Genomic DNA, 14,772 nt, shown 5'->3' with positions numbered 1-14,772 from the left:
TTTCAGGTATCCAGCGCTTGAAGCTTTTCAGGAGTGCGAAAGGGGTTTTATGGATAATGTTCGGGCATATTTGTTAAGCCTTCCGCGTAGACGCAAGCGTATCTTGCAAGTCATCACTGACTGCTTGCTCGTCTGGGCCGCCTTGTGGATGTCATTCATCGTACGCTTGGGTATTGACGAGATGATCAATCCGTTTACCCAGCATTTTTGGTTGTTCGCGGCCGCTCCCGTAGTCGCAATTCCACTTTTCATTCGCTTTGGAATGTATCGGGCTGTGATGCGTTACTTTGGTAACGATGCCCTGATTGCGATAATCAAGGCCGTCAGTCTGTCCGCGTTGATTCTCGGGATGGTTGTGTATTGGTATAGCAATCACCAGTTTGTAGTGCCCCGCTCAGTCATTTTCAACTACTGGTGGCTCAGTCTGATCATGGTGGGCGGGTTGCGTCTTGCCATGCGCCAGTTTTTTCTGGGTGACTGGTTTACAGCCGCGCAGCACGTTCCTTTCACCAGTCGTGACGACGGCTTGCCGCGCGTCGCTATTTATGGCGCAGGTGCCGCCGGCAACCAACTGGTCGCCGCTCTGCGTATGGGCCGCGCCATGCGCCCTGTCGCTTTTATCGACGATGATAAAAGTATCGCCGACCGCGTGATCTCCGGATTACAGGTTTACAAGCCCAAGCACATTCAACGCATGATCGATGTTACGGGCGCACAAGAGATACTGCTCGCTGTACCATCCGTGAATCGCGGGCGTCGGCGTGAGATTCTCGGCTTTCTGGAAAGATTTCCACTGCATGTCCGCAGCGTTCCCGGTTTCATGGATCTGGCCAGTGGTCGGGTCAAGGTTGATGACATTCAGGAAGTCGATATCGCAGATCTGCTTGGCCGGGATGCGGTACCGGCACAGGGAGATCTGCTGGAGCATTGCATCAAAGACCTGTCGGTTATTGTGACGGGGGCCGGGGGATCTATCGGCTCCGAACTGTGCCGCCAGATTCTGATTTTGAAACCAACTACACTTTTGTTGTATGAGCATAGCGAGTTCAATCTGTACAGCATCCTGTCAGAACTGGAGCACCGCGTCGCACGTGAATCACTAACGGTGCGCTTGATTCCGATCCTCGGTTCGGTGCGTAACCAGGACAAGTTGCTGGACGTAATGAAAACTTGGCATGTAGACACGGTATATCATGCTGCTGCTTACAAGCATGTCCCGATGGTCGAACACAATATCGCCGAAGGCGTGTGGAACAATGTGATCGGTACGTTGAATACCGCACAGGCGGCGCTCCAGGCTGGCGTTTCGAACTTCGTGCTGATCTCAACCGACAAAGCTGTTCGACCCACAAATGTCATGGGTAGTACCAAGCGCCTGGCGGAACTGACGCTGCAGGCGTTGAGTCGGGAAGTGGCCCCCGTGATGTTTGGTGACAAGACCAATGTTTCTCGTGTAAATAAAACCCGCTTTACCATGGTCCGCTTTGGCAACGTGCTCGGTTCTTCCGGATCAGTCATTCCGCTTTTTCATAAACAGATCAAATCGGGTGGGCCGTTGACCGTTACCCATCCAAAAATCACTCGTTACTTCATGACGATTCCCGAAGCCGCGCAGTTGGTGATTCAAGCGGGTTCGATGGGGCAGGGAGGGGATGTATTTGTTCTGGATATGGGGGAGCCGGTCAAAATTGTAGATCTTGCCGAGAAAATGATTCATCTTTCCGGTTTCAGTGTGCGTTCGGAAAAAAACCAGCATGGCGATATTTCCATAGAGTTCACGGGGTTGCGACCAGGTGAAAAGCTTTACGAAGAGTTGCTGATTGGCGATAACGTTGCCGCAACACCGCACCCCATGATTATGACTGCTACTGAGGACTATCTCAGTTGGGACGTGCTTAAACTCAAGCTGGGGGAATTACTGGCGGCTGTTGAACGTGATGATTATTCGCAAGTTCGCCAACTATTAAGAGAAACAGTCAGTGGCTATACCCCCGACGGCGAAATCGTCGACTGGATCTACCAGCAACGTCGCCTCGAACCCTGATTGTCTCACATCTCGCAATAGACACATTTTTGACACCCTCCCTACATCGCCTAACTTGAGGAAGCAGCTGCGGAAAAGCTGCTTCCTCAATCGATGTCATGGAGCGTCATTTATGCGTACAGGCTATTTCTATTCCCTGGTTTTTGCCCTGCTCACCAGTGCCTCTATCACCGCAAATGCAGCGCCTGCAGCAAAGCCGGAGGCTTCCAAGGCTCCGGTGGCGATGGAGGCTTCTGCGAATGCGCAACTGGTCAAAGTGGACCTCAACAAGGCCGATGCGCCGACCTTGCAGCGTGAGTTGTCCGGCGTGGGGGAGGCCAAGGCTTTGGCGATTGTTGCGTATCGTGAAAGTAATGGTCCGTTTGCATCCGTCGACGAGTTGCTCGAAGTCAAGGGTATCGGCAAGGCCCTTCTGGATAAAAATCGCGAGAAGCTTCAGGTGAACTAAGCTTGTCACTCAGCCTTGGAGGCCGGTCATTGACCGGCCTTTTTGCTTTCTGGCGATTGCTGCAAGGTTTTGCCTTTCGTCAGCGTTTAAAAAATTACGGCTATCATACTGCAAATAAATTATGCATATAATAAATAGGCTTTCCGCCCAGGCGCGCTGAGATTTGGCGCCTGTCCATTCCTCTGGCATCTCCCAGGAGCAACCTCATGTCTTCCCTTCAGTCCCAAGGCACCGCCCTCGTCACCGGCGCCTCTTCCGGTATCGGCGCTATCTACGCGCAGCGCCTGGCGGCGCGTGGTTTTGATTTGTTGTTGGTCGCCCGTGATCAGGAGCGGCTTGAAGCGGCGGCGAGTGCGTTGCGCGACGCCCATGGTGTGCAGGTCGAGGTGCTCAAGGCGGATTTGACGCAGAAGGATGACGTGCTGAAGCTTGAGCAGCGTCTGCGCAGTGATTCGAGTATCAGCCTGTTATTGAACAATGCGGGGGTGGCGGCGGATGGGTTGTTGGCCAATGCTGATCTGGACCAGCTGGAGCGCATGATTCAGTTGAATGTCACGGCGGTCACGCGTTTGGCGTCGGCTGCGGCGGCGGGTTTTGCCAAGGCGGGGCGGGGCACGATCATCAACATTGCATCGGTGGTGGCGTTGTTTCCTGAGCGTTTCAATGCGACGTACAGCGCGAGCAAGGCTTATGTGCTGAGTCTGACCCAGTCGTTGAACGCAGAGCTCGACGGCACCGGCGTCAAGGTCCAGGCTGTATTGCCAGGGGTGACGCGTACCGAGATCTGGGAGCGTTCGGGTATCGATGCTTCGCAGATTCCGGCGGAGATGGTTATGGAGGCGGGGGAGATGGTCGATGCAGCCTTGGCAGGTCTGGATCAGGGTGAGTTGGTCACCATTCCGTCCTTGCCGGATGCTGGCGACTGGGATGCATTTGTGGCGGCGCGTCTCGTCATGGCGCCTAACCTTTCCAAAAGCAAGGCTGCCGCGCGTTACAAATGACGCGGGCGAACCGGTATGAGGTGGTTGTGGTATGAGTGATCGTCGAGTGGTAGTGACAGGCATGGGGTTGGTGTCGCCGCTGGGTAGCGGCGTCGAAGCGGTCTGGGCGCGGTTGTTGGCCGGACGTTCGGGGTTGCGCACCTTGCCTGGCGAGGTGGTGGCCGATCTGCCGACCAGTGTCGGTGGGGCCGTGCCGACCCTGGCGGAGGATCCGGAGGCGGGTTTTGACCCGGATCGGGCAACACCGCCCAAGGAACAGAAGAAGATGGACCGGTTCATCCTGTTTGCCATGGAGGCGGCGCGCCAGGCCATCGAACAGGCGGGTTGGCAGGCGCAAACAGGCGAGGCCCAGGAACGCACGGCAACCATTATCGGTTCCGGTGTTGGTGGTTTCGGGGCGATTGCCGATGCGGTGCGCACCACGGACAGCCGTGGGCCGCGACGTTTGTCGCCGTTTACCATTCCTTCGTTCCTGGTGAATCTGGCGGCGGGTCATGTGTCGATCCAGCATGGGTTCAAGGGTCCGTTGGGGGCGCCGGTCACGGCTTGTGCAGCCGGAGTCCAGGCGATTGGCGATGCGGTGCGGCTGATTCGTTGTGGTGAAGCGGATGTGGCGGTGTGTGGCGGCGCGGAGGCGGCGATCGATCGGGTCAGCCTGGCCGGCTTTGCGGCGGCGCGTGCCTTGTCCAGCGCGTTCAACGACACCCCGGAGCGCGCCTCGCGACCGTTCGATCGGGATCGCGATGGCTTTGTCATGGGCGAGGGGTCTGGCCTTCTGGTAGTCGAATCCCTGGAACATGCCTTGGCCCGGGGGGCTCAACCCCTGGCAGAAGTGGTCGGTTATGGCACCAGTGCTGACGCCTATCACCTGACCGCGGGGCCTGAGGATGGCAGTGGCGCACGCCGGGCGATGTCACTGGCATTGGCACAGGCGGGAATTTTGCCTGAGCAGGTTCAGCACCTGAATGCACATGCCACCTCGACGCCGGTAGGCGACTTGGGAGAGTTGGCAGCCATCAAGTCATTGTTCGGTTCGAACAACGACATTGCGGTGACATCGACTAAGTCGGCCACCGGGCATTTACTCGGTGCTGCCGGCGGCATCGAAGCCATTTTCACGCTGCTGGCGATCCGCGATCAGATCGTGCCGGCGACCCTCAATCTCGATAACCCGGATCCGGCTTCCGAGGGCGTGGACATTGTCCATGGCCAGGCTCGGCCGATGGCGATCGAGTACGCGTTGTCCAACGGTTTCGGCTTTGGCGGGGTCAACGCCAGCGTGCTGTTCAAACGCTGGGCTGGCTAGTGCCGGATCGATTGAGATAGCTACGAGTCACCTCGAGGATCTCAGCGGCCAGCTCGGGATTCTCGACGCTGCGCGAAAGCAGCAGCGCGCCGATCAACGTGGACATGATGACGATGCTGCGGTGCTCGGTGTTTTCGCCCTCCAGCGTGCTTTCAATCTGGCGCAATCGTGCATGGAGTACCACGTCTGAAGTGGGGCTCGGCTGGCCGCGCATGCCGAGTTCCGAAGACATGGTCGGCAGCGGGCAGCCTTCGTGGGGCGAGGTTTGGTGCCATTCAGAGAGGTAGGCGTTGATGAACGCCTCCAAGGGCCGGTCCTGGGCGAACAGCTCAGCGCACCGGACGTCCACTTCATCCCCGGCAGCCTGTAGCGCTTTTTCCACCAGCTCGTCCTTGGATTTGAAGTGTGAATAAAAGCCACCGTGGGTCAAGCCCAGCGCTTTCATCAGGGGCTGCAGGCCGGTGGCGCCGATGCCGTCGCGGCGAAAGCGTACGGAAGCTTCCTTGATGATGCGTTTGTGGGTCTGGGCTTTATGGTCCTGCGAATAACGCATCTGATATCTCCACATCAATGCGCCATATTAACCAATGAAAATTGGATGGTGACTGTACTTCTATTTCTAAAAAGCATGCAGATGCGTCGAACTTGATTGAAACGCCAATGGAATATGGCACGAATAGTGATTACTCACTCCTCATCGATTGTTGAACAATCCGAGGTAACGGGTATGAGCAGCGGACTGTCATTGGCCGATCACATCACGCTGGAGTTGCGCGCCGACATCATTGGTGGACGCTTGCTGCCCGGCATGGCCTTGGTGGAAAACGATCTGGTGGCAACCTATAACGCTTCGCGCAATACCATTCGCGAGGCCCTGCATCGCTTGGGGCAGGAGGGGCTGACTCGCTATGTGCGCAACAAGGGTGTGATGGTGCGCCGGTTGGGGATCGAGGATGTGCGGGACCTGTTCCAGGTTCGTCGTACGCTCGAATTGCAGGCAATCGGTTCAAGCCGGCCCCTGTGCGAGTCTCGGTCCGATCGCATGCTCCAAGCCCTGGAGGCTACCGAGCTGGCCCGGGACCGCGAGGACTGGCGCGCCGTCGGGACCCATGGCCTGGCCTTTCACCAACATATCGTCGGGCTGTTGCGCAGTCCGTTATTCGATGAGTTTTTCACCAACGTGGTCGCGCAGTTGCGCCTGGTGTTCTGCACCGCCCCCGATGAATCACGTTTTCAGGCGCCCTGGCTGGCTCGCGATAGGCAGATCCATGAGCTGCTCGCCGAGGGTGACAAGCGAGGGGCCGCAGATGCCATGAACCTGTATCTCGACGATTCCGAACACTTGCTGTTGCAAATGCTTGCCCCTGCTTCCCATCACTGATCGAGGATCTGTGCCATGTACAAAGACTATCCGGCGGCCTACCAAGTCAGCAAAGGCTCGGCCTTGCAGGTGGACAAGGCCTTCTACGAGCGGGTTCGCGACGCGAAGGACGGGCGCACCTTGATCGAGTCGTTCGAAGTGCCGATTCGCACCGGTCGTGCCTGGACGGTCCCGGCCGGGCATGTGTTTCGTGTCACCACGCCGGTCGGGCCGCAAGTGGGGGACTTCAATGTGTGGAACGCCAACGATCCGCGCGAACGCTTGTGGGCGGCGCGGACCCGGCAGTTGCAGGGCGCGCACGTCAGCACTCACGACAGACTCTGGTCGAACCTGCCTTTTTTGCGGCCGCTGGTGACCATTACCGATGACAGCCTCGCCGCTTATGGTATCGATGAACATGGCGGCCGCCTGCACGACTTGCTGGGTACGCGCTGTGATCCCTATGTGAACAAAATGCTCACCGGCGAGGACTTCCATCATCACTGTCATTCCAACCTGACCCGCGCGGTAATGCCCCACGGCCTGACCGAATTCGACGTGCATGACGTGCTGAACATTTTCCAGTGCACGGGGCTGAACCACGATGACATGTATTTCATGAAGGCCTGTCCGGCACAGAAGGGTGATTATCTGGAGTTCTTCGCCGAGATCGATTTGCTGTGTGCATTGTCGACCTGCCCGGGTGGCGATCTGTCGCTGGCCATGTGGGGGCCGGATGCGCAGGATCCGCTGAGTGTGTGCCGGCCGCTGGGGGTGGAGGTCTATCGCCTGGATGATGCGTTGCTCGAGGGGTGGAGCCAGCCGGAGCGTGCGGCGTACAAGGGGTTGCATGGGTTGCAGATTGCGAAGGCGGATTGGGAGGTGTAGGGGCTGGCTTGCCAGCAAAAAACGCAAGAGCGCCGGGGTGAGCCAGTTAACACGCGTTATCGTTTAACGACCATCGCCGGCAGGCCGGCTCCCACAATAGATTGGGTGCAGTCGTGAGTGATTGGGCGAACTTGAGGCTGCCTTCGCTGGCAGGTCGGCTCCCACAATAGATTGGGTACGGTCGTGAGTGATTGGGCGAACTTGAGGGCGCCTTCGCTGGCAAGCCAGCTCCTACAGGGGGGCATGCGTCGGATCTCGATCTTTACTACGAGATTTTCAAGGTTATTGCATGTCCTTGAACCAGTTCATTTTTTTTAATCCGCTCGAACGGTTGTAACTTCGTCTCAGATAGGTACAATGGCGCGGCTCGCCGTCAGGTGAGCGTCGTTATGGTGACCCCATCGGTCCCCCCGCAACGATCAGCCGTGAACCCGGTCAGGCCTGGAAGGGAGCAGCCGCAGCGGTGACATTGTGTGCCGGGGTGTGGCTGGTGGGGTTACCACCTATCTCTAAATCCTTGATTCTACAAGGATTTATCAGTAAAAAAACTCGAAGTGTGACAGCGTTTAGGTACACCTAAGTGGTGCACTTTGCTTCGCATTCTAGCTTGCTCCAACACTCTCTCCAAGTTCGCTCTCATCGGTGTGCTCTCAGCAATTTGCTCGCCCTGGCTTCCATGGATCTTCTTTGTCAGGCAAAACGTGATTTGCAATTGCCAGTATTGTGGGCTGCCACTAGGATGAGGCATCTGAGCAAGGAGCGAGACATGGAATTCGTAGAGCGACTGAACGCGTTATCCGCCAAAATCCGCCAACAGGGCCCGGCAATCCAAACGGAAGAGGCGACCAAGATCGCCTTTGTCATGCCCTTCATAAACTCCGTCCTGGGCTACGATGTTTTCGACCCTTCTGAGGTCACCCCTGAGTACGTCTGCGACGTGGGTACAAAGAAGGGCGAGAAGATTGACTATGCCATCATGAAAAATGGCGAGATTCAGATACTGATTGAGTGCAAGAAGATCGGCGAGCCGCTGCACATCAACCACGCGAGTCAGCTTTTCCGGTATTTCCATGTCACCAGTGCCCGCATCTCGATCCTTACCAATGGTCAGGTTTACAGGTTCTTCACTGACCTCGATGCTCCGAACAAAATGGATGAGAAACCCTTCCTTGAGCTGGATCTTCTGGATGTGGATGAGCATGCTCTTCCTGAGCTTCAGAAGCTGACCAAGTCCGCCTTCGACGTTGATTCAATAATCAGCGCTGCTGGCGAGTTGAAGTACGTCGGGCAGATCAAAAAAGAGATGGCTTCACAGTTCAGTCAGCCCTCTGATGACTTTGTGAAGTTCTTCGCAACTCGCGTATACGATGGAATTATCACGCAGAAGGTCAGAGATCAATTCACTACGTTAACGCGTAAGGCCGCTATTCAGTTCTTGGGGGATCAGGTGAATGATCGTCTGAAGTCGGCAATGAGTGGTGCAGTTCAACCTTCATATGCGTTAGCTTCCGTGCAGAGCGAGTCGGTAAGTGAGCCTGTTCACCCTGAAGAGTCTGGCGAAGACTTGGTCCAAACGACGCTTGATGAGCTGGAAGGCTTTCATATCGTAAAGGCTATCGTCAGGGCGGTAGTGGACGCGAAACGGATTGTTCACCGGGATACGCAAAGCTATTTCGGCATTCTGCTGGATGACAACAATCGCAAACCAATTTGCCGTCTTCACTTCAATCGGAGCCAGAAGTACATCGGCATTTTTGATCATGAGAAGAGCGAGACTCGGCATCCCATAGCTTCCGTGGATGACATCTACGGCTTTGCAGAACAGCTGAGGGGGGCTATCTCGTACTACGAGTGATCAGTAGCTTTCTTTCATCTGGTAGCACGATCGAAGCGCCAAGCTAATTAGTGAGGCAGTTACAGCTATGGCTGGTATCCGCACAGCTTGTAGCAGGTGAAGACCGAAGAGATCATCATTCCGAAGCAGGTGATGATCTCTAGGACTGCCGTAGCCGCATAATCGTATTTGTGATGGCTTGAGCATTTGTGTCCAGCGTTTCCATTGCCGTCGTTGCGTTAGCGGCCACACCTCCCACTCCGTTCTCTGAGAGCCACTTGGTGATCTCTTCTATGGCCGCACCTATGGCGTGCTGGTTGTGCAGTAGCAAGGTCAGTGCGTCCGCTGTGGCGATGTTGGCTTCTGAGTTATCTGACATCGGTATGTCCCTGATTGATGAGGCAGGAAGCTAAAGAGTTTGCATATAAAACTTTATAATTTAGGGTATTCGCCACTGCCTCTATGCGGGCAATGGCGAAACACCAATACTATCCTTTCGACTTAAGCTTGAAATTCTTGCGAACTCCAGCACCGAACTCCATATAAGCCCCTGAGTTATGAACGCAGTGTACGGTTATATCTGCGTCGGAATTTACCCAAGTAGGAGTTCTTCCAAAGCAATCCACGCCGCTAGAAAAAGTAAGTTGAAAGCGATCACCTAAAAACATAAACCTATCATGGAATTTTCCTATCGTCGCCTTGTCTGCCTGCAGCACTTCAATTGTACCATTAACCTTTCCTTTGTTTAGGTACACTTCAAGATCCTGTCGACTTAGCAGTCCCCTATTCACGCTGCCACTAAAATTCGACATGACTATAATCTTGCATTTAGGTGCGACGAACTTTGTAATCTCGCATATAAAATCCGCACCACTTAAATTAATGCTCTTGTCAAAGATAAGTATTTTGTTTTCTTTTAGTAGATATTTTTTTAAAATCGCCGGCTCTACATTTCCTGCAGGCACAAGTGAAATTATTTCGGCAACCTTCGAGCCTGCCTGATTAGCAACGGTCGAATGTTTATAGCTTTTTGCATCAACTATTGATACGCCCCACGAAGATGGTGAGAGCACATTAAATGGCGTTGCCGAGTCAGCAATTATGGGGCCTGAGTTATGAAACGCAGCCCCAATATAGTTCGAGTGTATGCACGCAACATTCAAATGATACTTGCTCAAGCTCTCCGGTGCGATAAAGTAATAATTATTTTGTGTGCTGAATGTTTTATCGAACCACTCTTTAAACATGCCGGCGCCATCTGAAATACTCAGATATTCTTGTATGATTGCAGGTGTAACACCTAGCACAGCCGAATGAGCTGTAATAAAAATATCTGAAAGGGCACCAGAGAAGCTGTCCTGTAAGACTTTTTTCTCAATTACCGCTCTCATGCCTCTTGCCTCGTGAGCTTACTGATTTTATTGTTAATTATTCTTTTTGTGAGATTGTATGACTCATCAAAAAAACCTGCCGGCCAACCATCAATCAACTCCCCGTCAGAGTTTATCTTGATTTCAAAGGCTCGTTTTTCCAGCTCGCTCGGGAAGTAGTAAACTTTCAAGTCATCCTTTTTTATTCCGACTTTCTCATCTATAGAATTATCTGATATTGCCAGCTGCAGTCCTCGCAGTATGTGCTCGCTATGAGTTTCAATAATGAAGCGTTTCCCCTCCCTGCAAGCCTCAACCAGAAACTGCGAAAATGCTACTTGAGCACGAGGATGCAAATGCAGCTCAGGCTGTTCGATAATCATGCACTGATCTTTTCCCAAGGCTGCAGCTTGTACAACAATCGGTAGAACCTGAGAGAAACCAAACCCCACATCTTGAATTGAGTCTGCAATTCCACCACGGGTAATCTTTAGTTTGACCAGTTCCTCATAATCTTCGACAGCGATTGATCTTCCAGGGAAGAGAAGATCAACCCAATGTTGGATTTTTTTGTATGATTCTTTGTTTGCCTTAATACTTTCGCTACTTCGCTTAAGATATGATATTACAGAAGGAGTGTTTTCACCTTTTGGACCAACATCAGAACTTGCCGCAGATAGAGTGTAGCTTCGGCTGGGGCTGGAGCGAAGAGGGCCCAAGTATTTGTATTTCTCCGGAATATCAAATAAGGCATATATAAAACGATCCATTAATCGTATCTTGAATAGGGAAACATCATCTTTGCTGCCCGATGCAAGATTAAATGTAAATCCTTCCGTGTAGTAAAGCTTGGTCTTTAAAGCAGCAGTGCGCTTTATCTCCTTGTCTGTCGCCTTGATCTTTAAATGACTATATACAGTTACCTCTCTTTTCAAAGTCTCAAAATTAGTAACTATTGTATAGTAGGATTTTGTCTCGGCCCTTTTTAGCTTGAAAATTTCTACGCGACTATCATCGCTAAAGATCGCTGAAGTATCAATCGAGTATATTCGTGCCTGCTCCGTATATGGCGATCTATCATAACATAATCTTGTTATATACTTGATTGCTTTTCCAGAGTTGGTCTCCAATGTCGGATTCCAATGCGCAGGAGGTGTGGTAATGGATATAGTGATTTTATTAGATGTGTCGTGAGCATGCACGTAGTCTTTGAATATGCCGAGATTTGCATACTCCCCTTGAGCCACGAGTGGCTCGTGCTTATTCCTGCTCCAGCTAAATGTTTGAATTAACGCAGCAAGACCTTTAAGAATAGATGACTTCCCCGAACTATTTTCACCGTACAGCAGAGTAATAGGTTTGTCTAAGTCAAGGCTTTCGCTCTTGAAACGTTTAAAATTATCGAAGCCAATTTTTTGTATCATATTAAGAACCCGATTTTGATTGGGCGGTACGGAGAGAGGGAATAGCAATATTCATCTTAAGCTCCTGCTAGCGGGGGGCATCAATGCATTTTTTTGAGTCAATCTGCTGTACGTTAAGCGCGACACTACAGAGCCTGCTCACTCGTAAGGCGCAGTGGCAATATGCTATGCGAGTCATCGTATCGGTTACCACCTGGTTTTTCCAGTGGATCACAGAGCTCGAATTCAGCGACAGTTTTTGGGTCGATTTCTGCCTGTGGCCGTCAGCAGCAGTCGGCAGCTCCTTGCCGGTCATTGCGATTTAGCTTGTTGGTCATGTTTAGTACAATTTCGGAACAACCAAATTTCTCAAAAATTACACCAGCACTTGGTGGAAATCACCCGCAAATCTGCGGACGTAATATCAGAGGGTTATCTGGTGAAACTGAGGAAATTCCGCACCGGCTGGTTCGAGGTTAAGCGCAATTCCCGTGCCACCTCGGTATCAGCGGCTACAAAATCAAAATATCACGACCATAAAAATGCCGCCCGTGGGCGGCTTGTAGTACTTGCGGGACCTTACAGCGTCTAGAACACGAACTCATGATAGGTCGCATCGACTTCGGCCTGTGTGATGCCTATATACGCCATCGTGACAGCTGGGGTGGAATGGTTCAGTACCTTGCAAATCTTCTCGATGGACACACCACCGTTGTACATCAACCAGCCGCGAGTCTTGCGCATCGAGTGAGTGCCGAGTTGCAGGCACATTTCATCGCCAACGGCCTTGAAGGCATTAGCCACTGAGACACGGCTTACGGACTTGCCCTTTGCTCGGTTGCTGTCTACCTCGAATAGGTATGTGTGCGAGGGGTGAGCAGCCCTACGACGCCCGACGATGGACTTAACAGAGCTGTTCAGGTCAATAACGCGAGTCTTACCGGTTTTGCCTTCCTTGATCACCAGCCTGTCGCCTTGCACATCCTCGAAGGTCAGGCTGAGAAGGTCACTAATGCGAAGGGCAGTGTTGACCCCAAACCGCCAGATGTCCGCGTACAGGGAATTGCCCCTCGCGTTCTTGGTCAGCTTGCGAGAGATGGTTTCGGCTTCGCCTTCTGTTTTCACCGCTTCTACGATGTTCATCTCTAATTAACACTCCGTAGTATTTTTCGATTATGTGTTAATTAGACCATGAGGCTTCATGTGAGGTCCAGTGTTTCCGTAGGTTCGCTAATTAACACAATACCATTCTGTTAATTAGAAGCGATCCTGTGACCTTAACACGCAATTAACTCCTGTGCGGAAAGTAGCCCACGGGTGATAACTAACGGACCTAGGCCGGTGGCCGATGGGTTGGCAAGCGCCGATGTAGTGCAGGAAGTGGCGATTGCTGGTTCAGTGAGCTAGCGACCACGGGAAATTTTGCAGTCGCTAGTAAAGCTGCGTGCTGCGGGGGTATGGCTTAGCCCCTCTGCTTGCAACTCCAACGTTTCCGGGCTTTCGATAAGGGTGCAGGCTTGGGAGCGGAGCAAGGCAGGGGGCGAGGGGGTAGTTTTGGATTAGTTCCGCCTATAGCTTCTAAATTTAGGTCGGTTGATTTCTCAACCGTCTCTTTCGCGAACAGGTCGTGAAAACCGCCGCTGAAATCGCCAAGCTTCACCGACTCGATCCCCTCCACCGACTCTGTTAACTGGACCGGTTGCCGGCCCATCCGCTCTCGTTGCAGATGTGGAAGCGATCGCCAATTGATATCTCCTCACTTTTCCCTGCTTCGAGCGCTGGCTAGTCTGGCATCAGCAAATCATTGTATTTGCCCGGCACTAGCGCGATCTCACCCCAAGCAAGTCTTTCCACACCCAATCCACTGCCATTCGTGGTGATGACCCCGTAGAACATAACGATCCGCCCAGTCGAATCGTCGTTTATACCCTTGTCTCTGCAGTCTCCATCTGGATACTTGACAGTGAAATCACGGATCGTTGAATCGCACTCGATCCGAGTCATACGTGTCGAGTTTGAGTGTTGCCCCGCGTTCCAGCTGCTCTTGATTCTCCCGAAGTACAACTTGGGCGACTGTTCGATGTTCAGAATGTCGAAAGTCAGCTCGGTCACGTTCGTTAGTAGTTCAGCCAGTTTGACCGCGTGCTGAGCGCCAGGAAGGAAGAAATACTTGTCTTTGTTTACTTCGAAGTTGCAGCAAATCCCCGCAACAGTCGTTATTTTGCTCGGCAGTTGGAAGGATTCTCCTTGATGCCGCCCTATCGGTACCCATGACAGCGGTCCACTAACATCCTCAACAGGGGTTTCATCATATTCGGCACCTGGCGTAAGCTCGATCTCTGGCTTGGACTGGAGAAATTCCTTCACGATTGTTAGATGTCCGTGGTCGATTGCTCGCTTAGCCTCCTCGTATGAGTCATACCGTTTACCTTCTGGTTTTTTTGCTCTCAGAACACAACCTACGTGCTGCCAGCGGCTAAGGTGGCGATAGAAAGGGGCACGCCGATTGGTGAAAAGGTCTTTCTCCTTTGGGGTCCGCTCAACGTTCGTATAGCAACTAGGGCAGAAAAGGTTACCCGCCATCTCTTCTTCGTACTCATCCGGTGTGACTTGCCGGCTCGCCTTTAAAGCCTCTCTGCTACCGCCATCGTATTCCCAGCCGAGCAGGTGATGAGCGTAGGCAATTTTTCTCTTGGTAGACATCAGGTAATCCTTAGGAGATTGGTACTGCCAACTAGCCGTACCGATAAGCGAAAACTAAGTAGGTGGAGCACAAGGTTGGTGCTTGGCAAAACAATTTCCGTATGTCCGATAAGTCTCATTGGTCGACACTTCAGTGTAACGGCTGCATACTAAGGTACTTCTAGTTAGTGTCCTCTAGTCCATCTGGTTAACTACTGATATGGCTTGCCGATGGAGCAACCCTGCACACTAGTGATGAGTTCTTTGACGCTCCTTATGCGGTTCGGCATGATTAGCATCAAGGTCACGGGTGGTGCAGCACCACTCCACCCTAGAATAGAACTGTTATCTTGCCTCACGGCTTAACGTTTAATCATTGGGGCAGGCAGGGGCAGAAAAGCCCCGAAGGCTTTTTGCTTCAACTGTTCCGGTGTAC

At 52.7% G+C, this 14,772-nt stretch carries 13 protein-coding genes and 1 other RNA gene; 8 read left to right on the top strand and 6 right to left on the bottom strand.

The genetic code is table 11. The features are described from left to right. Positions 1-49 precede the first annotated feature (49 nt). The 4 genes from SOP85_RS18385 to fabF all read left to right on the top strand — a co-directional run bounded on the left by SOP85_RS18385 (position 50) and on the right by fabF (position 4,799). A complete protein-coding gene (locus SOP85_RS18385) occupies positions 50-2,044 on the top strand; it encodes a polysaccharide biosynthesis protein (RefSeq protein WP_323627790.1) in 1,995 nt (664 codons plus the stop codon). 112 nt (positions 2,045-2,156) lie between these two features. Continuing rightward, positions 2,157-2,492, top strand: a complete 336-nt coding sequence (locus SOP85_RS18380) for a ComEA family DNA-binding protein (RefSeq protein ID WP_323627789.1) — start codon at positions 2,157-2,159, stop codon at positions 2,490-2,492. Between the two features lie 206 nt (positions 2,493-2,698). Then, positions 2,699-3,493, top strand: a complete 795-nt coding sequence (locus SOP85_RS18375; RefSeq protein WP_323627788.1) for an SDR family NAD(P)-dependent oxidoreductase — start codon at positions 2,699-2,701, stop codon at positions 3,491-3,493. Between the two features lie 31 nt (positions 3,494-3,524). Continuing rightward, the gene (gene fabF / locus SOP85_RS18370; RefSeq protein ID WP_323627787.1) at positions 3,525-4,799 is read left to right on the top strand and encodes a beta-ketoacyl-ACP synthase II; all 1,275 of its coding nucleotides are present in this window, start codon (positions 3,525-3,527) and stop codon (positions 4,797-4,799) included. Here the strand turns inward: fabF and SOP85_RS18365 are convergent. Beyond that, entirely contained in the window at positions 4,780-5,352 is a 573-nt protein-coding gene (locus SOP85_RS18365; RefSeq protein WP_323608447.1) for a TetR/AcrR family transcriptional regulator, read from the bottom strand. The genes fabF and SOP85_RS18365 overlap by 20 nt on opposite strands. Before the next feature lie 174 nt (positions 5,353-5,526). Between SOP85_RS18365 and SOP85_RS18360 the strand changes: the two genes are divergently transcribed. The 4 genes from SOP85_RS18360 (at position 5,527) to SOP85_RS18345 (ending at position 8,902) form a co-directional block, all read left to right on the top strand. Continuing rightward, positions 5,527-6,180 carry a GntR family transcriptional regulator gene (locus SOP85_RS18360; protein WP_323627786.1) on the top strand — a complete coding sequence of 218 codons (654 nt, stop codon included), beginning with the start codon at positions 5,527-5,529 and terminating at the stop codon, positions 6,178-6,180. A gap of 15 nt (positions 6,181-6,195) precedes the next feature. Next, the gene (locus SOP85_RS18355) at positions 6,196-7,047 is read left to right on the top strand and encodes an urea carboxylase-associated family protein (RefSeq protein ID WP_323627785.1); all 852 of its coding nucleotides are present in this window, start codon (positions 6,196-6,198) and stop codon (positions 7,045-7,047) included. A gap of 399 nt (positions 7,048-7,446) precedes the next feature. Next, an RNA gene (gene ffs, locus SOP85_RS18350) (signal recognition particle sRNA small type) lies at positions 7,447-7,543 on the top strand. Between the two features lie 270 nt (positions 7,544-7,813). After that, positions 7,814-8,902, top strand: a complete 1,089-nt coding sequence (locus SOP85_RS18345) for a type I restriction endonuclease (protein ID WP_323627784.1) — start codon at positions 7,814-7,816, stop codon at positions 8,900-8,902. Positions 8,903-9,041: 139 nt separating this feature from the next. On the opposite strand, the gene SOP85_RS18340 is transcribed toward SOP85_RS18345, so the two are convergent. From SOP85_RS18340 to SOP85_RS18320, 5 genes are all read right to left on the bottom strand, one after another. After that, positions 9,042-9,260 (bottom strand): hypothetical protein, encoded by a 219-nt coding sequence (locus tag SOP85_RS18340; protein WP_323627783.1) that lies wholly within the window; start codon positions 9,258-9,260, stop codon positions 9,042-9,044. A 109-nt stretch (positions 9,261-9,369) separates the two neighbouring features. Further along, entirely contained in the window at positions 9,370-10,272 is a 903-nt protein-coding gene (locus SOP85_RS18335) for a hypothetical protein (RefSeq protein ID WP_323627782.1), read from the bottom strand. Further along, positions 10,269-11,675: a DUF3696 domain-containing protein gene (locus tag SOP85_RS18330; protein ID WP_323627781.1), complete on the bottom strand. Its 1,407-nt coding sequence runs from the start codon at positions 11,673-11,675 to the stop codon at positions 10,269-10,271. Before SOP85_RS18330 ends, SOP85_RS18335 begins: the two co-directional genes overlap by 4 nt. A gap of 567 nt (positions 11,676-12,242) precedes the next feature. Beyond that, positions 12,243-12,797 carry a tyrosine-type recombinase/integrase gene (locus SOP85_RS18325; protein WP_323627780.1) on the bottom strand — a complete coding sequence of 185 codons (555 nt, stop codon included), beginning with the start codon at positions 12,795-12,797 and terminating at the stop codon, positions 12,243-12,245. A 639-nt stretch (positions 12,798-13,436) separates the two neighbouring features. After that, complete coding sequence (locus tag SOP85_RS18320) at positions 13,437-14,357, bottom strand: hypothetical protein (protein ID WP_323627779.1); 921 nt, start codon at positions 14,355-14,357, stop codon at positions 13,437-13,439. Positions 14,358-14,772: the final 415 nt, after the last annotated feature.

Source organism: Pseudomonas sp. YuFO20, from assembly GCF_035064975.1.
Taxonomy (GTDB): domain Bacteria; phylum Pseudomonadota; class Gammaproteobacteria; order Pseudomonadales; family Pseudomonadaceae; genus Aquipseudomonas; species Aquipseudomonas putida_AE.
This window is presented reverse-complemented; position numbering and strand designations above follow the sequence as displayed.

Bases quoted from the DNA above. Each gene is read 5' to 3' on its own strand.
- SOP85_RS18335 (WP_323627782.1), bottom strand. From the start codon at position 10,272: ATGAGAGCGGTAATTGAGAAAAAAGTCTTACAGGACAGCTTCTCTGGT.
- fabF (WP_323627787.1), top strand. From the start codon at position 3,525: ATGAGTGATCGTCGAGTGGTAGTGACAGGCATGGGGTTGGTGTCGCCG.
- SOP85_RS18330 (WP_323627781.1), bottom strand. From the start codon at position 11,675: ATGATACAAAAAATTGGCTTCGATAATTTTAAACGTTTCAAGAGCGAA.
- SOP85_RS18380 (WP_323627789.1), top strand. From the start codon at position 2,157: ATGCGTACAGGCTATTTCTATTCCCTGGTTTTTGCCCTGCTCACCAGT.
- SOP85_RS18365 (WP_323608447.1), bottom strand. From the start codon at position 5,352: ATGCGTTATTCGCAGGACCATAAAGCCCAGACCCACAAACGCATCATC.
- SOP85_RS18385 (WP_323627790.1), top strand. From the start codon at position 50: ATGGATAATGTTCGGGCATATTTGTTAAGCCTTCCGCGTAGACGCAAG.
- SOP85_RS18320 (WP_323627779.1), bottom strand. From the start codon at position 14,357: ATGTCTACCAAGAGAAAAATTGCCTACGCTCATCACCTGCTCGGCTGG.
- SOP85_RS18375 (WP_323627788.1), top strand. From the start codon at position 2,699: ATGTCTTCCCTTCAGTCCCAAGGCACCGCCCTCGTCACCGGCGCCTCT.
- SOP85_RS18340 (WP_323627783.1), bottom strand. From the start codon at position 9,260: ATGTCAGATAACTCAGAAGCCAACATCGCCACAGCGGACGCACTGACC.
- SOP85_RS18360 (WP_323627786.1), top strand. From the start codon at position 5,527: ATGAGCAGCGGACTGTCATTGGCCGATCACATCACGCTGGAGTTGCGC.
- SOP85_RS18345 (WP_323627784.1), top strand. From the start codon at position 7,814: ATGGAATTCGTAGAGCGACTGAACGCGTTATCCGCCAAAATCCGCCAA.
- SOP85_RS18325 (WP_323627780.1), bottom strand. From the start codon at position 12,797: ATGAACATCGTAGAAGCGGTGAAAACAGAAGGCGAAGCCGAAACCATC.
- SOP85_RS18355 (WP_323627785.1), top strand. From the start codon at position 6,196: ATGTACAAAGACTATCCGGCGGCCTACCAAGTCAGCAAAGGCTCGGCC.